The organism is Pseudomonas sp. BMS12 (assembly GCF_001592875.1).
Taxonomy (GTDB): domain Bacteria; phylum Pseudomonadota; class Gammaproteobacteria; order Pseudomonadales; family Pseudomonadaceae; genus Aquipseudomonas.
This window is the reverse complement of record NZ_LSOF01000018.1, coordinates 218893-244326: the sequence shown is the minus strand read 5'-3', so window position 1 is coordinate 244326 and position 25434 is coordinate 218893. Positions and strand designations below refer to the sequence as shown.

Annotated in this window: 24 protein-coding genes; 3 read left to right on the top strand and 21 right to left on the bottom strand. The window is 64.8% G+C overall.

Annotated features, from left to right (window positions below):
* Positions 1-72 precede the first annotated feature (72 nt).
* On the top strand, positions 73-351 hold the full coding sequence (locus AYB31_RS17780; protein WP_068830162.1) for a peptidylprolyl isomerase: 279 nt from the start codon (positions 73-75) through the stop codon (positions 349-351).
* A gap of 14 nt (positions 352-365) precedes the next feature.
* Here AYB31_RS17780 and AYB31_RS17775 read toward each other — a convergent pair whose 3' ends face one another.
* The 13 genes from AYB31_RS17775 to AYB31_RS17720 all read right to left on the bottom strand — a co-directional run bounded on the left by AYB31_RS17775 (position 366) and on the right by AYB31_RS17720 (position 14662).
* A complete protein-coding gene (locus tag AYB31_RS17775) occupies positions 366-803 on the bottom strand; it encodes a YqaA family protein (protein WP_068830161.1) in 438 nt (145 codons plus the stop codon).
* 90 nt (positions 804-893) lie between these two features.
* Positions 894-1052 (bottom strand): hypothetical protein, encoded by a 159-nt coding sequence (locus tag AYB31_RS21730; protein WP_161489390.1) that lies wholly within the window; start codon positions 1050-1052, stop codon positions 894-896.
* A 407-nt stretch (positions 1053-1459) separates the two neighbouring features.
* Entirely contained in the window at positions 1460-1972 is a 513-nt protein-coding gene (locus AYB31_RS17770) for a type II secretion system protein M (RefSeq protein WP_068830159.1), read from the bottom strand.
* A complete protein-coding gene (gene gspL / locus AYB31_RS17765) occupies positions 1969-3108 on the bottom strand; it encodes a type II secretion system protein GspL (protein ID WP_068830158.1) in 1140 nt (379 codons plus the stop codon). Before gspL ends, AYB31_RS17770 begins: the two co-directional genes overlap by 4 nt.
* On the bottom strand, positions 3109-4059 hold the full coding sequence (gene gspK / locus AYB31_RS17760; RefSeq protein WP_068830157.1) for a type II secretion system minor pseudopilin GspK: 951 nt from the start codon (positions 4057-4059) through the stop codon (positions 3109-3111). It lies immediately after the preceding gene.
* The gene (gene gspJ, locus AYB31_RS17755) at positions 4056-4790 is read right to left on the bottom strand and encodes a type II secretion system minor pseudopilin GspJ (RefSeq protein ID WP_236715576.1); all 735 of its coding nucleotides are present in this window, start codon (positions 4788-4790) and stop codon (positions 4056-4058) included. Before gspJ ends, gspK begins: the two co-directional genes overlap by 4 nt.
* Complete coding sequence (gspI, locus tag AYB31_RS17750; protein WP_068830153.1) at positions 4787-5176, bottom strand: type II secretion system minor pseudopilin GspI; 390 nt, start codon at positions 5174-5176, stop codon at positions 4787-4789. The genes gspJ and gspI overlap by 4 nt, the downstream gene beginning before the upstream one ends.
* Complete coding sequence (gene gspH / locus AYB31_RS17745) at positions 5173-5724, bottom strand: type II secretion system minor pseudopilin GspH (RefSeq protein WP_068830151.1); 552 nt, start codon at positions 5722-5724, stop codon at positions 5173-5175. Before gspH ends, gspI begins: the two co-directional genes overlap by 4 nt.
* 6 nt (positions 5725-5730) lie before the next feature.
* Complete coding sequence (gene gspG / locus AYB31_RS17740; RefSeq protein ID WP_068830150.1) at positions 5731-6162, bottom strand: type II secretion system major pseudopilin GspG; 432 nt, start codon at positions 6160-6162, stop codon at positions 5731-5733.
* Between the two features lie 5 nt (positions 6163-6167).
* Positions 6168-7385, bottom strand: a complete 1218-nt coding sequence (gene xcpS / locus AYB31_RS17735) for a GspF family T2SS innner membrane protein variant XcpS (protein WP_068830149.1) — start codon at positions 7383-7385, stop codon at positions 6168-6170.
* A gap of 56 nt (positions 7386-7441) precedes the next feature.
* A complete protein-coding gene (gspE, locus tag AYB31_RS17730) occupies positions 7442-8941 on the bottom strand; it encodes a type II secretion system ATPase GspE (RefSeq protein WP_068830148.1) in 1500 nt (499 codons plus the stop codon).
* A gap of 227 nt (positions 8942-9168) precedes the next feature.
* Positions 9169-11910: a peroxidase family protein gene (locus tag AYB31_RS17725; RefSeq protein WP_068830146.1), complete on the bottom strand. Its 2742-nt coding sequence runs from the start codon at positions 11908-11910 to the stop codon at positions 9169-9171.
* A 118-nt stretch (positions 11911-12028) separates the two neighbouring features.
* Complete coding sequence (locus AYB31_RS17720; protein WP_068830144.1) at positions 12029-14662, bottom strand: LuxR C-terminal-related transcriptional regulator; 2634 nt, start codon at positions 14660-14662, stop codon at positions 12029-12031.
* Positions 14663-14926: 264 nt separating this feature from the next.
* Here AYB31_RS17720 and AYB31_RS17715 point away from each other — a divergent pair, with 264 nt between their 5' ends.
* Together AYB31_RS17715 and gspD are read left to right on the top strand one after the other, a co-directional pair.
* Positions 14927-15565: a type II secretion system protein N gene (locus AYB31_RS17715; protein WP_082805347.1), complete on the top strand. Its 639-nt coding sequence runs from the start codon at positions 14927-14929 to the stop codon at positions 15563-15565.
* A complete protein-coding gene (gene gspD, locus AYB31_RS17710) occupies positions 15562-17511 on the top strand; it encodes a type II secretion system secretin GspD (RefSeq protein WP_068830142.1) in 1950 nt (649 codons plus the stop codon). The genes AYB31_RS17715 and gspD overlap by 4 nt, the downstream gene beginning before the upstream one ends.
* A 49-nt stretch (positions 17512-17560) precedes the next feature.
* Here gspD and AYB31_RS17705 read toward each other — a convergent pair whose 3' ends face one another.
* The 8 genes from AYB31_RS17705 to truA all read right to left on the bottom strand — a co-directional run bounded on the left by AYB31_RS17705 (position 17561) and on the right by truA (position 25432).
* The gene (locus AYB31_RS17705; protein WP_068830140.1) at positions 17561-18772 is read right to left on the bottom strand and encodes an O-succinylhomoserine sulfhydrylase; all 1212 of its coding nucleotides are present in this window, start codon (positions 18770-18772) and stop codon (positions 17561-17563) included.
* Positions 18773-18795: 23 nt separating this feature from the next.
* A complete protein-coding gene (gene purF, locus AYB31_RS17700) occupies positions 18796-20301 on the bottom strand; it encodes an amidophosphoribosyltransferase (RefSeq protein ID WP_068830138.1) in 1506 nt (501 codons plus the stop codon).
* Between the two features lie 33 nt (positions 20302-20334).
* Entirely contained in the window at positions 20335-20898 is a 564-nt protein-coding gene (locus AYB31_RS17695) for a CvpA family protein (protein ID WP_068830136.1), read from the bottom strand.
* A 92-nt stretch (positions 20899-20990) separates the two neighbouring features.
* The gene (locus AYB31_RS17690) at positions 20991-21593 is read right to left on the bottom strand and encodes an SPOR domain-containing protein (protein WP_068830134.1); all 603 of its coding nucleotides are present in this window, start codon (positions 21591-21593) and stop codon (positions 20991-20993) included.
* Complete coding sequence (gene folC / locus AYB31_RS17685; protein ID WP_068830132.1) at positions 21577-22878, bottom strand: bifunctional tetrahydrofolate synthase/dihydrofolate synthase; 1302 nt, start codon at positions 22876-22878, stop codon at positions 21577-21579. The genes AYB31_RS17690 and folC overlap by 17 nt, the downstream gene beginning before the upstream one ends.
* Positions 22875-23750: an acetyl-CoA carboxylase, carboxyltransferase subunit beta gene (gene accD / locus AYB31_RS17680; protein WP_068830130.1), complete on the bottom strand. Its 876-nt coding sequence runs from the start codon at positions 23748-23750 to the stop codon at positions 22875-22877. The genes folC and accD overlap by 4 nt, the downstream gene beginning before the upstream one ends.
* Before the next feature lie 114 nt (positions 23751-23864).
* Complete coding sequence (locus tag AYB31_RS17675; RefSeq protein WP_068830128.1) at positions 23865-24485, bottom strand: phosphoribosylanthranilate isomerase; 621 nt, start codon at positions 24483-24485, stop codon at positions 23865-23867.
* 80 nt (positions 24486-24565) lie between these two features.
* Positions 24566-25432: a tRNA pseudouridine(38-40) synthase TruA gene (truA, locus tag AYB31_RS17670; protein ID WP_068830126.1), complete on the bottom strand. Its 867-nt coding sequence runs from the start codon at positions 25430-25432 to the stop codon at positions 24566-24568.
* Between the last annotated feature and the right edge of the window lie 2 nt (positions 25433-25434).

Genomic DNA, 25434 nt, shown 5'->3' with positions numbered 1-25434 from the left:
GAAAAATGACGTCATTCTGATGGCGCAATGATTACTGGCACAATAGCGGCCTCGCAAATTGAGGAACCGATCATGCCCAAGGCAATGGCCCGCCACATCCTGGTGAAGACCGAGGCCGAAGCGGCCGCCCTGAAGAAACGCATCGCCGCTGGCGAGGCCTTCGATGTGCTGGCAAAGAAATACTCCACCTGCCCGTCGGGCAAGAAAGGCGGCGACCTTGGCGAAGTGCGTCCGGGGCAGATGGTGCGTGCCGTGGACCAGGTGATCTTCAAGAAGGCTCTGCGCGAAGTGCACGGCCCGGTGAAGACCCAGTTTGGCTATCACCTGATCCAGGTGTTCTACCGCGACTGAGCCAGGCCTACGGCTCAGAACCAGCCCAGCGTGATGGCGGCCAGCGCCAGGTAGCGCCCAGCCTTGGCCAGGGTGACCAGCAGCAGAAAGCTCCACCAGGGCTCGCGCATCACACCGGCCACCAGGGTCAGCGGGTCGCCTATGACCGGCATCCAGCTCAGCAGCAGCGACCAGCGGCCATAGCGCTGGTATCCCGCCTTGGCCCGCGCCAGCTGCCGGTCGTCGACGGGAAACCAGCGCCGCCCATGAAAACGTTCGATGCCGCGCCCGAGCGCCGCATTCAGCACGGCGCCGAGCACATTGCCGAGACTGGCCACCAGCAGCAGCGCCGTGACAGGTTGCTCACCCGCCAGCAACAGTGCGACCAGCACCGCCTCCGACTGCAGGGGTAATAGGCTGGCAGCACCAAAGGCGGAGAGGAACAGACCGAGGTAGATGGAGTACTCGAGCAAGGCAGCGCTCAGGACGGCAAAATCGAGCCAGCCTTATAGCCTGTCTGCTGCCGACGCGAAACCTCTGACTGCAAGGCGTTGTGCGCTGCCTTATGCCAGCCGATCCAGTACCAGCACACCCGTACCGACTGCCGCCGGGTTGCTCTGCTGCACCGGCCCGGTGGGGACCGAAGGCGCTGCAAACGACAGGGTGGACATGTAGCTACTCAGGGCGGCGGTATACAGGACAGCAAGGGTGAAGGCTTTCATGGCGAGGTTCCTGCTAGAAGGGGTTGGCTGAATCCACGCCGTCACTATCGCTGCCTGGCCACTCATTAAAAAATCACCATCATCGATATTGCTCATCAATGATGAAATTACAATCGACATTAAAACAAGTCACCGATCACAGCGCCCTTATCAGCCGGGCCGCGCGGCGAGTCCGGCAAGCTCCTCACGCGCCAACCGCCCTCAGTCCACGCCATCTCCGTATTCAGGATTCCGCCGTGATCTCTACCGCCAACATCACCATGCAATAGCAATGGGGTGAGTGAGTAGCTATGAGTAGGAAACATGAGGGTTAATGCCATATGAGCACTCACTCAAGCTCACCGACTGGCATCGCGTAGGCATTGGTGAATCAAGCACCTAACTCGAACAAGATCATCCGCTTCTGCTCAGTCGGCACGCAGCAGCAGGCGGCTGTTCACCAGGCCCTTGTCGGCGCGCTCCAGCCCCGCCTCGTCGACCCGCACACCCTGCTCCTCCAGGCTCACCAGCCAGCGCAGCAGGCGAGTGAACTCGGTGGCCTGCAGGCTGACCTGCAGGCTGCCATCGCCCTGGTTGTCCAGGCGCTCGACATTCAGCCCCTGACTCGCCGCACTGGCCGTTACCAACCCCTGCAAGCGGGCCGGGTCGAGGGTGACCTGCGGTCGCCCCTGCAGTGCCTGTACCTGCGGCGCATGCTCCTGCATGTAGGCATGCAGGCTGCGCTGCTGCTGCAGGAAACTGCGCGCCTGCGCCAGGTTCTGGCTGACCGGGCGCCAGGCCAGCAGGTACAAGAGCACCAGCAACAGGAAGCTGCCGAGCAGCACCAGGGCCAGACGGTCGCGAGGCGGCAGCGCCTGCCAGCGCGCGCCCAGCGGGCTCTGTAGCAGGCGTTGCGACCACTGCATGATCATCTCGCTCATCCGTTACCTCCGATCACCAGGCGCGCGCTGACGCCGCTGTCCTGCCGGCTCGCCGAGCCCATGTCCACCGCCAGCCCGGCGTCCTGCAGCCTGCCTCGCAGGCTTTCCAGTGTCGCAAAGTCGCTGGCCAGCAGGTTGAAAGCCAGCTCGCCACGCTGGGCGCTGAAGTCCAGTTGTTCGACCTGCACCTGGCCGCCCTCCTGGTTGAGGGCCGCAGCGCTCTGCTCGAGCAGTGCCAGCAGCTGGCTCTGTCCGCCCCCAGCCGCTTCGGCCAGGTGCTGATCGAACTGCGCACGCAAGTTGATCAGCTTGCTGTCGTCCGGGAACAACTCGCGGTAAAGCCCGTGATTGGCCGTGGCATAGCGCTCACCCTCATGTTGCAGGTACAGACCCTGAGCCAGGTTGAAGCCCCACTGCAGCAACAGCCATAGACCCAGCAATGCCGCCAGTGGACGCCAACGCCGCCATTCACCGGAAGGCTCACGCACGGCGAATGCGCCCTGGGCCAAATTGCAATCGGCCGTCTGCGCCGCCAGCCAGGGCAGCGCCCTCGGCAGTTCGTGGACTTCGTCCACCTCTGCCGGGGCGGTCTGGCCGGCTTCGACATGAGCCACCCTCGGCTGCAGGCACAACGCTGCCAGTGCCGGCCAGTCCTCACTACGCAGGGCCAGGCGCGCCTCGCCGCTGCCACCGAGCAGCCAGCGCTCGCCTGCGCACAGCAGCTGGCTGCCTTCGCCCGAGAGCAGGTCGGCGTCGACCTCGATGCGGCGTGGCGGGTTGTCGCCGCACAGCGCCAGCCAGCTGGCCAGCCAGGCCCGCTTGAGCGCATGCACGCGGTGACGCCCATCGGCCAGGGGCGCGCCGACGCACAGGTGAAACAGCTCCACATCCTCGGCCAGCAGCTCCTCCACCGCGAACGGCAGAGCCTTGGCCAGCCAGCGCGCCTTGGTGGTCGGCAGTTGCACCACGCACAGGGTTACCGCCTCGACCGGCAGCACCAGACGCCAGGCGCCCTGGGCCGGCACGGCGGCGGTGAAGGCCTGCTGCACGCAGCTCTCCCCCTCCACCCGCCACACCGGCAGTTCGGCAGACACCTCGCCGCAGGCCTGCGGCGGCAGAAACAGGGTAGGACTCATTTACTCGGACTCCTCGACGGGCTCGGGCCCCAGGCCCTCCTGCCCCAGATCGCGCGCCATCAGGCGTACGTGCTTATCGTTACCACGTTGCAGATAGCTGGTCAGCACCTGGCGCCGGTCGCCCAGCAACACCTCGGTGGTGACACGGAAATACTGACTGCCAACCCCCAGCCCCTGGGCACTGACGCCATAGGACGACAGCTGCTGGACGAAACCGCCGACATCGCTGTAGCCGCTACGCCCGCGCCCATCGATGGCCGACTGCAGCGCGGATGCCGGAATGCCCTCGCCCAGGCAGGCCAGCACCTGGGCGCTGGCGGTATTGATATTGAGCTCGACCTGACTCGGCAAGGCACTGACGAAGGGCGCCAGACGCCGGTAGTCGGCCTCTTTCATGCCCAACAGCAGGCGCAGCTCGGACACATCGGCAATACGCCCGGGACCGGTGCGATACGCGGGGTCCAGCAGCAGGTACTGGTCATCCTCGGCCCCTGTCGAACCACTGGCTTCCTGATTCACATCCAGCCAGTCCTGCAGGCGTTCGGCGTAGGCCGGGCTGAGCTGCAGCTGCTGCAACAGGCGGCGAAAACGCAGCAGCGCCAGCTCGCCGGCTTCGCCAGTGACCGCCAGGCTGTTGAGGTTGAAACGGCCGGACAGATCGTCGATGCGCAGGCGCAGTTCGCCCCCCTCATCGAGCGGGAACTGCAGGCGGGGGTTAGCCCAGGGTTCGGCCAGATTGTCGACCACACCCTGTTCCTGATCGCGGCGCAGCAGGGCCTTGGCCAGCAGCTCGCCACCTTCGGCGTAGTACTGCGCCTGACGCACCAGCAACTGGTTGCCGGTACTGCGGATGGCCAGCTGCTGACGCAGCAGCAATGCCGCACAGATCACCGTGACCAGCGCCACCACCAGCATCACGGTGATCAACGCCACCCCTCGCTGGCGCTTCATTGGCTCAGCTCCTGCCCGGTGTCCGGACTCGGCTCTTCCGGCAGCAAGCCATCCTCCCCGCCTTCATTGCCGGGCACTGCCAGTTGCTCCTGCTGCGGCATTTCCGGCAGGCGCCAGAGACGGCGCAGCTCGCCATAGCGGCGGTGCTCGATGACCAGCTCCACGGCACGGGGCAGCTGGGTCAGAGCCTCATCGGCATTGCTGCTGGGCGGCGGCCAGTTCTGCAGCCAGCGACCGTCGCCATCGAGAAAGCGCAGCTCGAAGCGGGAAACACCCTCCAGCGCCTGCTGAATACGCGGCTGGCTATCCTGGGCCTGGTCCAGCACCGGCCAATAGGCGCGCTGCCAGCGCTCACCCTGCAGCTGCCAGCGCACCCGTTGCAGGGTGGAACGCGGCTGCCCAAGCGGATTGCGCCAGCCACTGCGGGTGAACTCCAGCACGGTATTCCTGCCACTGTCGCCACGCATGACCGGCAGCGGATCGCCCAGGGGGTCACGCACCGGGCGCGAACGCACCTGCAACAGGTCGCGCTCGAAGGCGGCCATGGCCCGGGTCAGCTCACGCAGGCGCTGTTCCTGCTCGCGCTGGCCACGGTCGGTCTGCATCACGCTGTCGAGCATGCGGTAGGTGGCCATGGCCAGCATGGCGAAGATGGCGATGGCGATCAGCACTTCCAGCAGGGTGAAACCACGCTGCCGGCCCCCCATGCCCCTGAGAAAGGCAGGGTTCATGGCGCCACTCCGATGAATCCGGAGAGGGTCACCAGAGCGTTGTCCTCGATCTTGCCCTGCAGCCCGCGCTCCGGACGTGGCGCCACGCGCACGGTGACGCGCAGCATTTCCGCCTCGCTGGTGCTCTGTACTTCGGTCTGCCACAGCCAACGGCGGCCGGCATAGGTTTCCTCGCCCTGCTCGCGACCCTCGCCCGGCGGCGCGTCGGCCAGCTGCAGCTGTTGCAGGCGGTTGTCGGCCAGCCAACTGGCGAAAGTCTTGTCCTCCAGCCGCGCGGCCGTCTTCAGCGAGCGGGAAGTGGCGCTGAGCACGCTGGCGGCGACCACGGCGAAGATCGCCAGCGCCACCAGCACCTCCAGCAGGGTAAAACCGCGACTGCGCTTCACCGGCTTTTCTCCGGCGTCACCTGGGGATCGGCGAAACCATCGCTGGACAGCAACAGCACCGGCGCCTCGCGGCCACGGCCGCCGGCCAGGCGCAGGGTGAAGGGGGTCAGCTCGCCGCTGGAGAGAATCAGCAACTGCGGTGGCTTGGTCACGGGCGCCTTTTTCTCACCCTTGTCGTCCTTGGCCTTCTTGTCGTCCTTGTCGCTGGGCAGGCCGATGCTCTGCTCCTCGACCTTGACGCTCAACTCGACCCACTCCGGCAGTTCGTGCACCTTGTCGTCCAGCGTCGCCCAGCGTGCCTTGCCCGGCTCGTAGCGCAGCACCTGGTAGCTGTGCGCCTCGAAGCGCACGCCGTATTCGCGGTTGTCCAGCACGGCCTCGTCGAGCAGCACCCGCAGCAGGCTGTTCAGGCGCTCGGCTTCATCGTTGAGCTTGCGCGCCGGGCTGCTGGCGATACCGCTGCCGAGCACGGCTAGGCCAGTCAGCACGCCGAGCAGCACCAGTACTACCAGCAGCTCGATAAGCGTGAAGCCGCGTGCTGCGCGCATCGAGAATCAGAGGTCCCAGTTGCCGATATCGGCGCTGGTGCCCTCGCCGCCTTCCTGGCCATCGGAGCCCAGGGAGTACAGGTCGACCTTGCCGCGGCTGCCCGGCGACAGATACAGATACTGGTTGCCCCAGGGGTCGATCGGCAGACGCTTGAGGTAGCCCTCGGCGTTCCAGTTCTTCGCTGGCGGGTTGCCGCTGGGCTTCTTCACCAGCGCCTCCAGCCCCTGCTGGGTGCTCGGGTAGTGCTGGTTGTCCAGCTTGTACATGTCCAGCGCCGCACCGATGGCGCGAATGTCGTTCTGCGCGGCAGTGACCTTGGCCTGGTCCGGGCGGCCCATCACCTGCGGCACCACCAGCGCCGCGAGGATGCCGAGGATGACCACCACCACCATGATCTCGATCAGGGTGAAACCGCCTTGTTTGCCCAGCTTATTCATCACTATCAACCCACCAGTTGGTTCAGAGAAAGAATCGGCAGCAGGATGGCCAGCACGATCACCAGCACCACCGCCCCCATGAAGACCAGCATGAACGGCTCGAACAGCCCCACCAACAGGCCAATGGTGGCCGCCAGGTCGTTCTCCTGATTGCGCGCCGTGCGCGCCAGCATCTGGTCCAGCTCGCCCGAACGCTCGCCGCTGGCGATCATGTGCAGCATCATCGGCGGAAACTGCCGGCTGGCCTCCAGCGCCCGTGACAGGCTGCCGCCCTCGCGCACGCGCTGGGTGGCCTGAGCCACGTCGGCGCGAATGATCATGTTGGACACCACTTCGGCGCCGATGGCCAGCGCCTCGACCAGCGGCACCCCGCTGCGCACCAGGATCGCCAGGGTCGAGGCGAAACGCGCCGTCTCGGTCGCCGCAATCAGCCCACCGATCAGTGGCAGGCGCAGCAGAAAGGCATGCCAGCGCCGTCGCACATCGTCATTGCGCAGGGCACGGCGGAAAGCGAACACGCCAATACCGAGCAACAGCACCACCAAGGCGCCCCAGGCCTTGACCAGCTCACTGAGCAGGATCAGCCCGCGAGTCAGCGCCGGCAGGGTCTGCCCCGAGTCGACGAACACCCGCACCACGTCCGGCACCACGTAGCCGAGCAGAAAGCCGACGATGCCCAGCGAGGCGAGCATCAGGATCACCGGGTAGAGCAGCGCCATCTGCACCTTCTGCCGCGACTGCTGACGCTGCTCGGTGTAGTCGGCCAGCTGTTCCAGCACCGGCGCCAGGTGCCCGGCATGCTCACCGGCCGCCACGGTGGCGCGGTACAGCTCGGGAAAGGCCGCCGGGAAGGCGCCCAGTGCGCTGGCCAGGCCGTGGCCCTCCAGCACCTTGGCGCGCACGGCGATCAGCATCGACTGGATGCGCGGTTGGCGCGACTGCGCGGCGGCGGCGCGCAGCGCTTCTTCGATGGGCAGCGCGGCACCGATCAGGGTCGCCAGCTGGCGGGTGACCAGGGCCAGGTCGCGCGCCGACAGGCCACGGCGCAGGCTGAAACCGCCCGTACCGGCCGCCTGCTCCTTGCGATGGGCAGGCTCGACCTGCAGCGGCGAGAGCTGCTTCTCGCGCAGCAACTGGCGTACCTGGCGCGCGCTGTCGGCCTCCAGAACGCCTTTCTGCTGGCGGCCTCGGGCATCCAGGGCAATGTATTCGAAGGCGGCCATCTATCCCCTCTCCCCGGCCCTCTCCCCCATGGGGAGAGGGAGCATGACTGCTTGCATCAATCCTCCCGCGTCACGCGCAGCACTTCTTCCAGGGTGGTCACCCCTTCCAGCACCTTGCGCCGGCCGTCGTCGCGGATGCTCGGGCCGAGGCTGCGGGCATGGCGCAGCAGTTCCTGCTCGCCGACGCCGTTGTGCACCAGGGTGCGCATCTTGTCGTCGAAGATCACCAGCTCGTAGATGCCGGTACGGCCGCGATAGCCCTGCTGGTGGCACTCCGGGCAGCCCTGGGCGTGATAGATCAGCGGCCGGGTCTGCGGGTCAAGGCCGAGCAGGCCGCATTCGGCCTCGTCGGCCGGTCGTGCCTCGCGGCAGTGAGTGCACAGCACACGCACCAGGCGCTGGGCCAGCACGCCGAGCAAGGAGGAAGACAGCAGAAACGGCTCGACGCCCATGTCCACCAGGCGGGTCACGGCGCCCACCGCGCTGTTGGTGTGCAGGGTCGACAGCACCAGGTGGCCAGTCAGCGAGGCCTGCACGGCGATGTCGGCGGTTTCCTGGTCGCGGATCTCGCCGACCATCACCACGTCCGGGTCCTGACGCAGGATTGCGCGCAGGCCGCGGGCGAAGGTCATGTCCACCCGCGGGTTGACCTGGGTCTGGCCGATGCCTTCCAGGTAGTACTCGATGGGGTCTTCCACCGTGAGGATGTTGCGCGAGCGGTCGTTGAGGGTGACCAGGCCGGCGTACAGGGTGGTGGTCTTGCCCGAGCCGGTCGGGCCGGTGACCAGGATGATGCCGTGCGGCTTGCGCAGGTTCTCATCCAGCAGGCGGCGGTCGCGCTCGCTCATGCCCAGATGCTGCAACGACAGGCGCCCGGCTTGCTTATCCAGCAGACGCAGCACCACGCGCTCGCCGTTGGCCGAGGGCAGAGTCGAGACGCGGATATCCACCTCGCGACCGCCAACCTTCAGGGAAATCCGTCCGTCCTGCGGCACGCGCTTCTCGGCGATGTCCAGCCGCGCCATGACCTTGACCCTTGAGACCAGCAACGCGGCCAGCTCGCGGCGCGGCTCGATCACCTCGCGCAGGATGCCGTCCACGCGAAAGCGCACGACCAGGCGTTTCTCGAAGGTTTCCAGGTGGATATCGGAGGCGCCGGCCTTGATCGCCTCGCTCAAGATGGCGTTGATCAGGCGGATGATCGGCGCGTCGTCTTCCTGCTCCAGCAGATCGCCGGACTCGGGGGTGAGTTCGGCCAGGCTGGCCAGGTCCATTTCCGCGCCCAGGCCTTCGGCCATCTGGCGTACTTCCGAGGAGTCGCGCTGGTAGGCCAACGACAGCTGTTGCTCGAAGGCCTCGGCCTCCAGCCACTCCAGCGGCAATACGCGGCCGGCGAAGCGCTGGGCCTCCTGCACGGCGGTCAGGCTGGCGCCGCGGCGCACCTGCAGGCCCTGCTCGCGCAGGAGCACGCCGTGGCGTTTGGCGAAGGCGAAAGGCAGCGAGCGCAACGGCGCGGCTGCCGGGGCCGCCAGAGCGGCGTGGATATCAGTAGACATATGCGGCCAGTTCCCGAAACAGCAGATCCATCTAACTGTCTGTTCTTGTTGTTATACGGCACGTTTATCGCGCCAAGTTAACGGATTTGCGCAAAGACTGCAGTGATGATTTCGCAGGTCGACCCTAAGTGCGACAAGCCTGCACGACAAATGTTTAGGCTGTGCTGCAGGTAACAGAAATACAAAGGCCCCGGCATGCGCCGAGGCCCTTGCGTAACACCTTGAGGTTACTTGTCTTCGTTACGCTGGTGCTTGAAGAACACGCCGCCATCGCCGAAAGCCGAGGCGATAAACGGCGAGGTCAGCTCCAGCTCGCCGATCTTCACCGCGCTGTTGCGCCGCTGCTGGGCGTAGTTGCGATTGATCGAAGGAATCAGCGAGGTCTTGATGCTCATGGAAGTGGCATAGACGTCGTACAGCTTGGTGCCCGTGGTCAGGCTCTGCAGGTCGCCACGGAAGTCGTGGGCGCTGCTGCCGAACAGGCTGCGCACTTCGGGGCGAGGCACGAAATACACCTGGGTCGGCGCCTTGGGCGTGGTCACGGCGTGGCCGGCCTGGGTCACTTGCGCCATGTCGTCGACCCGCAGCAGGGTCGGTTTGAGGCTTACCGCCGAGAACAGCAAGGTGGTGCCCAAGGTGTCGTTGACCTCCGGCGAGACGAACTGCGACAGCTCGTTGGCGAAGAAGTTGTAGTTGTTGCCCTGCCCGCTCAGGGTGTACAGCGCGGAAACGTTCTGCGACGGCTTGCCATCGACGAAGACCTTCCACGCCAGCCCCGGCTGGAAGCCGTTGACCGCAGGATCGCCGGCCACCGACAGACGCAGCAGCCCATGCTCGGCGCCCTGGAACAGGCCGGTGTAAGGCTGCCCCGTTTGAGCGACGAAACGCGCCTTGGCCATCACGCCGTGCGGGTGCATGGCCTTGGTGTAGCCCAGCGGTGCGACGTCGCCGCGCTCCTGCACCTTCTTCCACAACACCGAGCCAATCAGGCCGCCGACGTTCACCGGCGGAATGGCCGGCAACTCGCCCTCGGCATACTGACTGCGCAGCGCGCCGTTGACCCACAGATTGTCCTGCTTGGCCTTGGCCGGCCAGCTGTCGTAGTCGGCCGGAATGTTCAGCCCCCAGGGCTTGAAGGCGTTCTCGACCCCGACCAGGCTGCTGGCCAGCTGCGGATTGTGGCGCTTGATCACGTCGACCATGGTGCTGTTCTCGACCCAGGCCAGGCCTTCCGGGGTGTAGATCTCCGGGCGGTAGTCCTTGGTGTAGAAACGGTCGGCCATCAGCCGGCGCGAGGCGTTCATGATGAAGATCTGGAAGGCCGTCTCGCCGAAGGCGAAGCCGTCCGGGCGCACGGTTTCGGCGAGCATGCCGACCAGGGTGTCGATCTGCTCGATATCGTTGCTGTAGATGCGCTTGAGATTGGCCAGGGTGGCCGCGTCCTGGGTCAGGTCCTCGAACTTAGTGATCGGGTTGAGGCCGATCTGCCGGCGGAACTCGTTGTAGCGCGGCACGCCACGTTCGCGATCGCGCAGTACGTCGATGGTGGCCAGGTCGATGTTGCCGACCAGCGGAATTGACAGGTTGCGCAGGAAGCCCGGGTAGTTGTTGAGGGTCAGCGAACCCGGGTTGGTGATGCCGAAGGAGTACCACAGGCGATCCGGCTGCTCACTGGCCAGCAGGTCCTCGGCGTCGCCGTCGCGGGTGTCCTGCAGCGCCACCGAGCGCGACACCCGATTCGAGCCGATATCGTAGACGTCGACCCTGTCGCGCATCAGCGGGTGCATGCGGTACACGGCGACGAACTCCTCGGTGAGGGTGTAGGGCACGCCGTAGTTGTTCGGGTTGGTCGAACCGACGATGCCGGCCAGGGCGTGGGAGATGGTGGCGCTACCGACGTTCTGCGGGTCGATGCCCAGGATGCGCAGAATGAAGGGATTGGCGCTGGCCAGGTCCTCCTGCAGCATGCGCGCCTCGTCCTGATACTTGTCACGCTCCGGCCCTGCACCGAGCAGCCCCCACCAGTTGGCGTACATGGCTCGCTCGGTGACCGGATTGGCGATCACCGCCGGGGTCCACTCTACAGTGTGGATCTTGGCCATCAGCGCAGCGGTAACCAGGCGTGCGTGGTCGTAGAGCCACTGGTCGTCCTTGTCCGGATATTTCTGCTTGAGCATCGTCGCGACGGCGTTGTGCTCCTTGGTGAACAACTGGTGCAGCATGCTCAGACCGACCCACCAGTTCTCATTGAAGCCGGTGACCGGCTTGCCGCTGAGCAGCTCGTGCGGCAGGGTGCCGTCGGCATTGATCTTCAGCTTGCCGTCGACGAAGGCACGCACCTTGTCGTTGGTGGCCTTGTCGCTGCCATACAGCTGCGAACCGTCCCACCAGTGCGTGTTGTGGTTGCGATAGGTTTCGGGCTTGCCGGCTTCGGCGGCGGTGCGGGTCGGATCAGGCTGGGTACGACGCACAGCCAGACTGCCGCTGCCGAAGCTGTCACCGGCCGGTAACGGCACCTGGATCGGGTTGTCTTCCGAATTGGCGCCATGGTCGACCCAGTCGTGGACCATGAACTGGATCCACGAGGCGGCGATGAAGTTGAGGCTGGGCGCCGGTTTGAACTCGTCACGCGCCATCAGCACATTGCTCACTTCCCGCGGGTTGGGCGTCAGCAGGGTATCGGCCTCGGTTTCGCCGTGGGTGACGCTGGGGTCGACGTTGCGCCCGAAACGGCGATACACCGAGCCTTCAGCCGGGTTGCTGAGAATGTTGCAGGTGCCGTCCTCGGTACGTGCCACCTGGCTGCGGGCATCGCAGACGATATTGGCGTTGGCGGCGGGCAGGTTGTCGACGTCGAACAGGTTGTTCTTGAACAACACATCGCGCTCTAGCGCGAGGGTTATCAGGCCGGCGTAGATGCCCAGGGTGCCGAACTTGACCAGGCTAGGCCAGGTGACCCAAACAGACATGGCGGTATCTCCCGATTCTTCTTGTAGTCGTGGGTGGTCGCCGGCGGTTGTCCGGCAGACGAGAGACTAGGGATTTGCACGCCACCCTCCCCCCTCCCACGGGAGGGGGACTGGGCAATCAGGACAACCGTTGGTCGCTGCCGCGCTGCTGCATGGCGAGGATGGCCTCGGTGCGGCCGGAGAGATTGAGCTTCGAGTAGATGTTCTTCAGGTGCCACTTGGTGGTGGACAGGGCGATACCGGTGCTGGCACTAATCTCGCTGTTGGACAGGCCCTTGAGCAACTGGGCGAAGATTTCCGCCTCCTTGTCGGTGAGCAGGCCGAGTCGCTCGACGGCATTGCCGCCCGAGCCGGCCTCGGCGTGGAGAAATTCGGCATAGGCCTCGCTGTAGGCCTCCGGCGCCTGCAGTCGACCGGAGCGCAGCAGGCCGAACACCGCCTCGGCGAACCCCGGCGCCTCATCGAACACCGAACGATTGATGTTGACGATGCCAAAGCGTTCGATCAGCTGCAGCAACGCCTGGCTCTGCCATTCCTCACCCTGCTGCGGCGCGCTCAGCACCAGCAGATTGGCCTCCACCACCAGAGCCCTGGCGTGCATTTCGCTGTGCTGCAGCGACTGCGCCAGCACCTTGAGAATGCGACAGGCACGCGGCTGGGCACCACGCTGCACCAGCCAGTACACGGTCGCCAGGCCATAGCGCTCCCAGCACTCGTCGTAGGGCCGCACCCGCTCCCACTCGCCCGCGGCCAGGCGCTCGTCCAGACCGAGTTTCTGAGCCAGGGCGTCCAGCAACGCCGGACGGGCATCGAGGCAGACCTGGCGCATGCTTTCCTGGGCCGCCTGGCTGGCAAAGCGGGCGTAGTTGCCCAGTTGCAGGATGCGCGACAGACGCTCCAGCAGGCGCGTCGCCCGGCCCTGCTCCTGGCGCCGGTGCAGCAGGCGGGCCAGGGTGATGTGCACGGTGGCGATGGTTTCGGTGGCCGAGGACGAGGTGACCATCGCCATGAGGTCCTCGCACAGCTGCTGCGCGGCGCCCAGCTGGTTCTGCTCGTACAGTGCCACCACCATTGCGGTGGCCCGGTTGACCCAGGCCGGCGAGCTGCGCTCGGTGCGCTGGTAGTCCTGACACACGTCCTTGCGCGCACAGGTGGCGCGGCCGGCGTTGCGGTTGCACAGGGCGATGATCAGGTCGGCATAGCTCTCTAGAAACACCTGCCCGGTCTGCCCCAGCAACGCCTTGGACTCTAGCGCCAGAGCGATGGAGCGCTGCAGCCGACCGTGCATCAGGTGGTGATAGGCAACGATGGTCAGGGTCAGCGCGCGGATGTCGCTGGACAACCCCGGGGCCAGCAGCTCACTCCAGCGTTCACCGGGATCGAACGCCAGGTCATGCTGGAACAGCTCCAGATTGAGGGTCAGCAGCTGCCGGGTCGGCGCCTCCAGCCCAGGCTCGTCGCGACAGCGCGCCACCAGCTCGTCCAGGCAGTAACGGGCCTGGTGGAAGCGCCGCGACAGGGTCAGCGCATAGGTCATCGGCACCAGCAGGCGGGGCTGGCCGCACAGGTCGAGCTCACTCAGCGGCTCCAGCCACTTGAGCACCTCGGCGTAATGACCGCTGCGCACCCACTGCTCGCAAACCTCCTCCAGCAGGGCGCGGAAGAAAGCCCGGTCGGCGCTGCGCTGGGCATGCTGCAAGGCCGCCTCCAGTTCGCCACGCTGGCGCAGCGTCTGCGCGGCGCGGCGATGCAGTTCCGGCACCTGCTGGGGCTTGTGCAGCATCAGGCGCCGGGCCAGGAAATCGTGTAACAGGGCGTGGTAACGGTAACAGCCCGGCTGCTCGGCCACCGGCAGCAGGAACAGCTCGCGCCCGGCCAGATCCTCCAGCAACAGGGCCGAGCCGCTGCGACTCAGCACCTGGTCACACAACTCGCCGTCGAAACGCTCGAAGATCGCGCTGCACAGCAGGAAGTCATGCAGCGACGGTGACAGGCGCTTGAGCACCACGTGGCCGAAATAGTCGACGATTTCCGGGTGGCCACCACCGAAGCGCTCCAGCGCTTCGGTGCCAAAACGCGCATAGGCCAGCAGGGCCATCTTCACGCCGGCCATCCAGCCTTCGGTCATGGCCATCAGGTTGTCGACATAGGCCTGACTGAGCTCGGGACCGCCGAGGTGGGCATTGAATTGCTGGATCTGCGCCGGGTTCAGGCGCAGGTCATGCTGGTCGAGGCACAACAGTTTGTTGTCCAGTTTTAGCCGGCTGAGCGAGAAACCGGGATGATTGCGACTGGAAAGCAGCACCCGTACTCCGGAGGTCAGTCGTTCGAGCATGCTCGACAGCGCCTCGAGGATGGTCGGCTGGGCAATGCACTGGAAATCGTCGAGCACGATGTACAGGCGCCCTTCGATGCGATTGAGGGCATCGGCCAGGTATTCGCCCAGCACCTCGGGCGCCTGGTGCATCTCGGCGGCGAAGGGGTTGAACCAGGAGATGTCGAACCCCGCGACCTGAGCACGAATGCTCTCGGCGAGATGGCGAAAGAAGCGCACCGGCTCGTTGTCACGCGCCTGCAGTGGGTAATGCACGACACTGCACCGGGCGCGCCCGGCCTGCCAGTGGGCCAGCAACGTGGACTTGCCAGAGCCGGCGGGCGCCAGCAACAGGGTCAGAGGGTATTGCTCACAGCGGCACAACAGTGCCAGCAGCTCGTCCCGGGCAAAACCGAGAGACGACTTGGGCTCTTCCATCGCAGAAATCCGTCAGGCTTATTCTTATTGTTGTACGGAAAGCAGGTGGCGCCGATGATAGCCGCTCATTTTGCCGCTGCTTCGAAGCGAGTCACGCTTCCGGCAGGCGGTTAAAGTGCGACAGTACGCAGAAAGTATGGTGCAGGGAGGCATCGTGGCCTGGGGACTTGCTTTAGAGTCGGCGACGCCCGCAGACTGCGGGCCGGGTCGATGCGGACCGAGCAGAGTTCGCACGAATAAGAAGGACACCGGGGGATCATTGCCTTGAGCGCGACACGTACCCGCCTCTTTGCATGGCTGCGCCGTCATGGCGTGACCTGCCTGTGCCTGCTGGCCGTGGTGGGCATGAGCCTGAGCCTGACCCGACAGAGTATCGACCACCTGCGCCTGCTGCGCAGTGAAGCGCCGGCAGCGGCCGGCAGCGTGCAGGCCGAACAGCGCCAGGCGCCCGCCCTCGATCAGCTGCAGGGTCTGTTCGGTACGCCGAGCAGAGCCGTCAGCGACCAGCCCCCGCCCAGCACCAATCAGCAAATGACCCTGCTGGCCAGTTTCGTCAATCCAGACGCCCAGCGCTCCGCAGCCATCATCCAGGCCGCCGGTGGCCAGCCGCGGCGCATTGAGGTCGGCGGCGAGATCAATGCCAGCACCCGCCTCAAGGAAGTCCACCCGGATCACGTGATACTCGAGCGCGGCGGCATGGAGGAAAGCCTGAACTTCCCTCTCGTGCGCCTGCCCGCCACCCAGCGTCATGAACCGGACTTCACCGTCGACCAGCTGGAGCAACTGCAGGACGAAGACGTACAAGCCCTGCAGCAACGCATCGATATCCTGCAAGACCGCCTGGAATCCGACGGCAGCGAGCCGTTGCCAACCGACCCGCCCGGAGCCGAAGAAGCCCAATGAGCCCATTCAAACTCAAAGCCCTGCCCCTGGCCCTGACGCTGGCAGTGAGTGCCCTGGCCGCGCCCCTGCCGCTGACGGCCCTTGCCGCCCAGCCGGTGGCGACGGTCAACCAGGGCGCGGAGACCTGGACCATCAACATGAAGGACGCGGACATCCGCGAATTCATCGACCAGGTAGCGGCCATCACCGGAGAAACCTTCGTCGTCGACCCGCGGGTCAAGGGCCAGGTCACGGTGATCTCCAGATCGGCACTGGGGCTGGACGAGGTCTACCAGTTGTTCCTCTCGGTCATGAGCACTCACGGTTTCAGCGTGCTGACCCAGGGCGACCAGGCGCGCATCGTGCCCGGCACCGAGGCGCGCAGCAGCGCCAACAACGGCCGTACCGCGCCGGACGACATCCAGACCGAGCTGATCCAGGTGCAGCACAGCTCGGTCAACGAGCTGATCCCCCTGCTGCGCCCGATGGTGCCGCAGAATGGTCATCTGGCCGCCATCAATGCCTCCAACGCGCTGATCATCAGCGACCGCAAGGCCAATATCGAGCGCATCCGCAAGCTGATCGCCGATCTCGACCAGCGTGGCAACGGCGACTACAGCGTGATCAATCTGCAGCACGCCTGGGTTCTGGATACCGCCGAGGCCCTGAACAGCTCGGTGATGCGCAACGAGAAGAAGGACGGTACCGGCACCCGGGTGATCGCCGATACCCGCACCAACCGCCTGATCCTGCTCGGCCCGCCGGCCGCACGCCAGCGCCTGGCCAACCTGGCCCGCTCCCTCGACACACCCAGCACGCGCTCGGCCAATGCCCGGGTGATCCGCCTGCGCCACAGTGATGCCAAGAGCCTGGCGGAAACCCTCGGCGATATTTCCGAGGGCCTGAAGAACGCCGAAGGCGCGGAAACCACCGCCAGCAAACCGCAGAACATCCTGATCCGCGCCGACGAGAGTCTCAACGCCCTGGTGCTGCTGGCCGATCCGGATACCGTGGCGACTCTGGAAGATATCGTGCGCAACCTCGACGTACCGCGCGCCCAGGTCATGGTCGAAGCCGCCATCGTCGAGTTCTCCGGCGATATCAGCGACGCACTCGGCGTGCAGTGGGCGGTGGATGCCCGCGGCGGCACCGGCGGGCTCGGCGGCGTCAACTTCGGCGGTACCGGCCTGTCGGTCGGCACCGTGCTGCAGGCCATCCAGGCCGGCGAAATCCCCGAGAACACCACCCTGCCGGACGGCGCCATCATCGGCATCGGTACCGACAGTTTCGGCGCGCTGATCACCGCGCTGTCGTCCAACAGCAAGAGCAACCTGCTGTCGACCCCCAGCCTGCTGACCCTGGACAACCAGGAGGCGGAAATTCTGGTCGGCCAGAACGTGCCCTTCCAGACCGGTTCCTACACCACCGATGCAGCGGGTTCGAGCAACCCCTTTACCACCATCGAACGCGAGGACATAGGCGTGACCCTCAAGGTCACCCCGCACATCAACGACGGCGCCACCCTGCGCCTGGAGGTGGAGCAGGAGATCTCTTCCATCGCGCCCAGCGCCGGGGTCAATGCCCAGGCGGTCGATCTGGTGACCAACAAGCGCTCGATCAAGAGCGTGATCCTCGCCGACGACGGCCAGGTCATCGTGCTCGGCGGTCTGATTCAGGACGACGTCACCAGCACCGTCTCCAAGGTGCCGCTACTCGGCGACATCCCTCTGATCGGCGGGCTGTTCCGTTCGACCAAGGACACCCACGTCAAACGCAACCTGATGGTATTCCTGCGCCCGACCGTGGTTCGCGACCGTGCAGGCATGGCGTCGCTCTCCGGCAAGAAGTACGGCGATATCAGCGTGATGGGCTACGACGACGAGGGCCAGCAGGTATTGCCGGGCAATGATCCGCAGCGCCTGTTCGACAAGCCAGGCTCCGGAGCCATCGACCTGCGCAATCCATAGTGATGGCTGCAGAAGAAAAAACGCCGCTCGATTGAGCGGCGTTTTCGTTTCAGATTGCGGCTAAACCACGTGCCAGATCGGCCTTGAGGTCGGCAATGTCCTCCAGCCCAACGGCGACGCGGATCAGGCTGTCGCGAATCCCGGCATTGGCCCGCTCCTGCGGCGACAGGCGGCCATGCGAAGTGGTCGCAGGATGGGCAATGGTGCTCTTGGTGTCGCCCAGGTTGGTGGTAATGGAGATCACCCGGGTAGCGTCGATGAACCGCCAGGCAGCCTCCTTGCCACCGGCAACCTCGAAGCTGACCACCGCGCCGAAGGCGCTCTGTTGCCGCTTGGCCAGCTCATGCTGTGGATGACTGGGCAGGCCGGCGTAATAGACATGCTCGATACCCGCCTGGGTTTCCAGCCACTGCGCCAGTTCCAGGGCGGCGGCACTTTGCGCCTGCATGCGCACGCGCAGAGTTTCCAGGCCCTTGAGGAACATCCAGGCATTGAACGGGCTCAGGGTCGGCCCGGCGGTACGCAGGAAGCCGACCACCAGTTCCATCTGCGCCTTGCGACCGGCCACGACACCGCCCAGGCCACGGCCCTGGCCATCGATGAACTTGGTCGCCGAGTGCATGACGATGTCGGCACCGAGCTTGAGCGGCTGTTGCAGCGCCGGGGTACAGAAGCAGTTGTCCACCACCAGCAGGGCATCACGGGCGTGAGCAATTTCGGCCAGGGCGGCGATATCGACCAGTTCGGCCAGCGGATTGGACGGTGATTCGACGAACAGCAGCTTGGTGTTCGACTTGAAGGCGGCCTGCCAGGCATCCAGATCGGCCAGCGGCGGATAGTCCACCTCGATACCGAAACGCTTGAGGTACTTCTCGAACAGGCTGATGGTCGAGCCGAACACGCTGCGCGACACCAGTACATGGTCACCGGCGCTGCACAGGCTCATGACGATGGCCAGGATGGCCGCCATGCCGGAAGCGGTAGCGACTGCCTGCTCGGCACCTTCCAGAGCCGCGATGCGCTGCTCGAAAGCGCGCACTGTGGGGTTGGTGTAGCGCGAGTAGACATTGCCCGGCACTTCGCCAGCGAAACGCGCGGCGGCGTCGGCGGCACTGCGGAACACATAGCTGGAGGTGAGGAACATCGCCTCGCCATGCTCACCTTCCGGTGTGCGCTGCTGCCCCGCACGCACCGCCAGGGTGTCGAAACCGACACCCTCGAGGTCGCTGTCCAGTCTGCCGGCTTCCCAATTCTCGCTCATGGCTGCTCCAGGCTCCTGCGCGCTCAGTCGTTGTGCAGATCGATGATGGCGCTGACCACAGGACTGCCACCTTTGGCCGCATCGTTGCGTGCTTGCTCGATCTTGTTCAGGTAATGCTCGTTGACATCGCCAGTGACGTACTCGCCGTCGAACACGGCGCAGTCGAACTGCTCGATCTTGACCTTGCCACCGCCTACCGCTTCCTTGAGATCGGCCAGATCCTGGTAGATCAGCCAGTCGGCGCCGATCAGCTCGGCGACTTCCTCGGTGCTGCGACCATGGGCAATCAGTTCGTGGGCGCTGGGCATGTCGATACCGTAGACGTTCGGATAGCGCACGGCCGGGGCGGCGGAGCAGAAGTAGACCTTCTTCGCGCCAGCCTCGCGAGCCATCTGGATGATCTGCTTGCAGGTGGTGCCGCGCACGATGGAATCGTCCACCAGCATCACGTTCTTGCCGCGGAATTCCAGGTCAATGGCATTGAGCTTCTGGCGTACCGATTTCTTGCGCGCGGCCTGGCCCGGCATGATGAAGGTACGGCCGATATAGCGATTCTTGACGAAGCCCTCGCGGAATTTCACGCCCAGCTGGTTGGCCAGCTCCAGCGCCGAAGTGCGGCTGGTGTCGGGAATCGGGATGACCACGTCGATGTCGTGCTCCGGACGCTCGCGCTGGATCTTCTCGGCCAGCTTCTCGCCCATGCGCAGGCGCGCCTTGTACACCGAGACGCCATCCATCAGAGAGTCCGGACGGGCCAGATAGACGTGCTCGAAGATGCACGGCGAGTACTGCGGATTCTGCGCACACTGACGGGTGTGCAGCTTGCCGTCCTCGGTGATGTACACCGCCTCGCCCGGGGCCAGATCGCGAATCAGGCTGAAACCGAGTACGTCGAGGGCCACGCTCTCGGAGGCGATCATGTACTCCACGCCCTCGTCGGTGTGACGCTGACCGAAGACGATCGGACGGATCGCGTGCGGGTCGCGGAAACCGACCACGCCGTAACCGGTGATCATCGCCACCACCGCATAACCGCCACTGCAGCGAGCGTGCACGCCGGCAACGGCAGCGAACACGTCCTCCTCGGTGGGCTGCAGCTTGCCACGCACCGCCAGTTCATGGGCGAACACGTTGAGCAGCACTTCCGAGTCGGAGTTGGTGTTGACGTGACGCAGGTCGGATTCGTAAATCTCTTTGGCCAGCTGCTCGACGTTGGTCAGGTTGCCGTTGTGCGCCAACGTGATGCCGTACGGCGAGTTGACGTAAAACGGCTGTGCCTCTGCCGAGCTGGAGCTACCTGCGGTGGGGTAGCGCACGTGGCCAATGCCGACGTTGCCCACCAGGCGCTGCATATGGCGTTGCTGGAAGACATCGCGTACCAGGCCGTTGTCCTTGCGCAGGAACAGACGCCCGCCATGGCTGGTGACGATGCCGGCAGCGTCCTGGCCGCGATGCTGGAGCACGGTAAGGGCGTCATACAGGGACTGATTGACGTTGGACTTACCGACAATACCGACGATGCCGCACATGTGACGCAACCTCTGTGTTGTGAATCAGGAAATCTACAGGCTCTCGGGCAGCTTAGGCTGCGAGAACGCCTCTTTGAACGGCAGCTCGGGTGTCTCCGTGATGCCGCTGGCAAGCCACTGGCTGGAAAGGTTCAGGATGAGATTCTTCGACCAGTCCGCCACCATCAGAAAATGCGGCAGCAGGGTCGACTGCTGCCACCACTGATCCTGCTGCACCGGCGCCAGGCTCACCAGCCCCACCAGCACCACGACCAGCAAAGCCCCGCGCGCCGCGCCGAAGACCATACCGAGAAAACGATCGGTGCCTGACAGACCGGTTACCCGGATCAGCTCACCGATGAGGAAATTGATCAGTGCCCCGACCAGCAGGGTCACCACGAAGAGAATCGCGCAGGCAGCGATGACGCGCATCGAGGGTGTTTCGATGAAACCATCCAGGTGCTGCGACAGGGCACCACCAAACATCCAGGCCACTACACCTGCGACTATCCAGGTCAGCAGCGACAGGGCTTCCTTGAAGAAGCCGCGGCGCAGGCTGATCAGGCTGGAAATGGCGATGATGGCGATAATCGCCCAGTCGACCCAAGTGAATGCCACGTTGCTGCCTACAGACGGGAAAGGCGGCGGATTTTAACAGAGCAGACCCGAGCGGGTAAGCCAGGGCCGCTATATGGCTGCGATAGAGAAACTCAGCCGCTTTCCGGCTGGAAACGCACCACAAAACCCTTGAGATTCTGCTGACGGTTGAGCAGGTCGCGCAGCCTATCGGCTTCGGCACGCTCGATCACCGGCCCGACGAATACCCGGTTCATGCCATCGAAGGTACGGATATAGGCGTTATAGCCACCACTGCGCAGGGTCTGCTGCAGCTTCTCGGCACCGGCACGACTGGACAGGCTGGCCAGCTGCACCGACCAGCTGACAGGCAGGTTGTTGGCATCCAGGCCACTGGCCGGTTTCTGCACCGATTTTTCAGCCGGGGCGGCCTGAGCCGCAACCTGAGGCTGCTGTTCAGCGGAGGGTTGTGCAGGCACGGGAATCGGGTCGGAAGGCGATTGCGGCACCGGCTCGACGGGAGGCACTTCGTCCTCCGCCACCGGCTCGGGAACCTGCACCGGCTCCAGCTCGACCTCGGGAATCAGCGGTTTGTCCGGCATTGCCGGAGCATCCACCACCACCTGGCGCAATTCGTCTTCGCGGGAAAACAGCATGGGCAGGAAGATCACGGCGAGCGCCACCAGCACCAGTGCGCCGACTATCCGCTGCTTGAGCCCCTTATCCAGCACTGCCATCGCCTGTCTCCGCCTGTTGGCCGAGCCACTCCAGGGCCTCGGCCACACAATAGAAAGATCCGAATACGAGGATTTCATCGTCCTCGCTCGCCCGGCAACACTGTACCAGCAAAGCTTCGGCAACGCTGCCACAGCCCTGCACCTGAGCGCCCAGGTTGCGTAGCGCCGCCTCCAGCTCACCCACGGGACGAGCACGCGGGGTGTCTAGCGGCGCTACCGCCCAGTCCTGCACTTCCAACTGCAGTGGCGCCAGAACACCTGCCAGGTCCTTGTCGGCCAGCAGGCCGAACACCGCCAGACGCCTACCCTTGACCGGTCGCGCAGCCAGGCGCGCGGCCAGGTACTCTGCGGCATGCGGGTTGTGCCCGACATCCAGCAGCAGCCGCAGGTCCCTGCCCTGCCAACGCAGGTGCCGACGCTCCAAGCGCCCGCTCACCCGCGCCCGAAGCAGCGCCGCGACCAGTTGCTCCGAATGCCAGGGCAAGTCCAGCGCGGCATAGGCCTGAAGCGCCAGCGCCGCATTCTCCAGCGGCAGATCGAGCAACGGCAAATCGTGCAGCTCCAGCACCAGACCGGTAGCCGTCAGACCACGCCAATGCCAGCGCGACTCCTCAACAGCCAGGTCGTAATCGCGACCACGCAAAAACAGCGGACAATCCAGCTCGGCCACCCGCTGCAGTAAAGGCAACGGCGGATCGAGATCGCCGCACAACGCAGGCTTGCCCTGACGCAATATGCCGGCCTTCTCGAAGGCCACCGACTCGCGGGTATCGCCCAGCCAGTCGGCGTGATCCAGACCGATGCTGGTCACCAGCGCGAGGTCGGCATCAATCAGGTTGACCGCATCCAGTCGCCCACCAAGACCGACCTCCAGCACCACGGCATCCAGTGCAGCCTCCTGAAACAGCCAGAAAGCTGCCAGGGTGCCCATCTCGAAGTAGGTCAGGGAAATCTCGCCGCGTCCCGCCTCGACAGCTGCAAAAGCTGCACAGAGCTCGGCGTCGCTTGCCTCACGCTCGTCGAACTGCACCCGCTCGTTGTAACGCAGTAGGTGCGGCGAGCTGTAGACACCGACCTTTAACCCCTGCTCGCGCAGCAACGCAGCCAGCAGGGCACAGGTAGAGCCCTTGCCATTGGTGCCGGTGACCGTTATCACCAGCGGTGCTGGCTTGCCCAGGCCGAGCCGCTCAGCCACCTCGCGCGAACGCTCCAACCCCATGTCGATGGCGCTGGGGTGCAGTTGTTCGAGGTAGCTCAGCCAGTCGGCGAGGGAGCGTTGGCTCATGCGCTGGCCGCGGGCGTCGGCAGATGCTGGAACTGGGCCAGCAGGCGGGCCAAGCGGGGGCGCAGGTCCTGACGATGGATAATCATGTCGATGGCGCCATGCTCGAGCAGGAACTCGCTACGCTGGAAGCCTTCCGGCAGTTTCTCGCGCACGGTCTGTTCGATTACCCGCGGTCCGGCAAAGCCGATCAGCGCACGCGGTTCGGCGACGATCACGTCACCGAGCATGGCCAGACTGGCGGAAACCCCACCGTAAACCGGATCGGTCAGCACGGAGATGAAGGGAACACCCTCCTCGCGCAAGCGTGCCAGCACGGCGCTAGTCTTGGCCATCTGCATCAGCGAGATCAGCGCCTCCTGCATGCGCGCACCGCCGGAAGCGGCGAAGCACACCAGCGGGCAGCGCTTTTCCAGCGCGACGTTGGCCGCTCGAACGAAACGCTCGCCGACCACGGCACCCATGGAGCCGCCCATGAAGCTGAACTCGAAGGCACAGGCCACAATGGGCATGCCTTGCAGCTGGCCACTCATGGATACCAGCGCGTCCTTCTCGCCGGTGTCCTTCTGGGCGGCAGTGATGCGATCCTTGTACTTCTTGCTGTCGCGAAACTTCAGGCGGTCGACCGGCTCCAGCTCGGCACCCAACTCTTCACGCCCCTCGGCGTCGAGAAAGAGATCGAGGCGGGCACGCGCGTCGATACGCATGTGGTGGTGACACTTGGGGCAGACGTCGAGGGTCTTTTCCAGTTCGGGACGATAGAGCACGGCATCACAGGACGGGCACTTGTGCCACAGCCCCTCGGGCACCGAGCTCTTCTTGACCTCGGAACGCATGATCGAAGGGATCAGCTTTTCTCGTAACCAGTTGCTCATGCTTACTCTCCGTAGCTGTTCGGGATCTGGGCCCGGCAAACCTTGATTCAAACCCGCCGCAAACCGGCCAGGGCACGATGGCTTATGGACGGCAGGCGGGCGGCAGCCGTCACATCAAAGACCCCGCGCGGCGCGAATGAACGCGTCGATCTTCCGCGCATCCTTGATGCCTTTGCTCGCCTCGACCCCGCCGCTGACATCCACCGCATAAGGACGGACCCGCGCCACCGCCTCGGCAACGTTGCCGGCATGCAGACCACCAGCGAGGATCACCGGCTTGCCCAATTCCTGCGGCACCAGTGACCAGTCGAAGGCCGCGCCAGTGCCACCGGGCACACCTTCGACATAGGTATCCAGCAGAATTCCACTAGCCCCCGGATAGCTGCGCACCTGTGCCGCAATATCGTCGCCGGCCTTGACCCGCAGCGCTTTGATGTAAGGGCGCCCGAAGCCTTCGCACTGCTCGGCCGACTCATCACCATGAAACTGCAGCAGATCCAGCGGCACGCGGGCGAGAATCTGCTGCAACTCATCACGCCCGATATCGACGAACAACCCCACCGTGGTCACGAACGGTGGCAACGCGGCAATGATCGCCCTCGCCTGCTCGACCGTGACGGCACGCGGACTCTTGGCGTAGAACACCAAACCGATGGCATCGGCCCCCAAGGCCGCTGCCGCCAGGGCATCCTCGACTCGGGTGATACCGCAAATCTTGCTGCGAACGACGGACAAGTTCGGACTCCGCGCAGAAAAAATCGATGGTAGCAAAGGCTGAATTGCGGTGTCGGCGAATTTTCGGCCACACCCGTTCGCTAGAGGGTCGCCATGACATCCGGCAATCCGGAAAGAAAGTGCGGCCCCAGGTAGCGTTGAGGCAATTCGAACTGCGCTGGGTACTCGACCTGCACCAGATACAGGCCATAGGGGTGAGCGGTCACTCCACCCGTGCGCCGCACACGACTCTCCAGTACCTCGCGCGCCCACTCCGGAGGTCGCTCGCCCGCACCGATGGTCATCAGCACTCCGGCAAAGTTGCGCACCATATGGTGCAAGAAAGCATTGGCGCGGATATCCAGCACGATGAAGCGCCCGTGCTCGATCAATTCCAGGTGGTGCACCGTCTTGACCGGGGACTTGGCCTGGCACTGACGCGCCCGAAAGGCGCTGAAGTCATGGGTTCCCACCAGGTATCGAGCAGCTTGGCGCATCCGCTCGACATCCAGTGGCCGATGATTCCAGGTGACCTCCTCGGCCATGTGCGCAGGGCGAATCTGGTCGTTATAGATCACATAGCGGTAGCGTCTCGCCATGGCACTGAAGCGCGCATCGAACTCCCGCGGCATGACCTTGGCCCAGGTCACACTGATGTCCACCGGCAGATTAAGATTGGCGCCCATCACCCAGGAATGCATGGTCCGCTCGACCTGCGTGTCGAAATGCACCACCTGCCCACTGGCATGCACGAGCGCATCGGTACGCCCGGCACAGCTCAAGACCACGGGCGCACCACCGGCGACCTTGGAAAGCGCTTTTTCCAGACTCTCCTGAATGGAAGGCACCCCGGCGCGCTGGCGCTGGAAGCCACGATAACGAGAACCCTTGTATTCGATTCCCAGGGCGATCCTGGAAAAGCCGACGGCAGCCTCTGGGGCTGCCGTCGTTGGTATTGCATCAGACATTT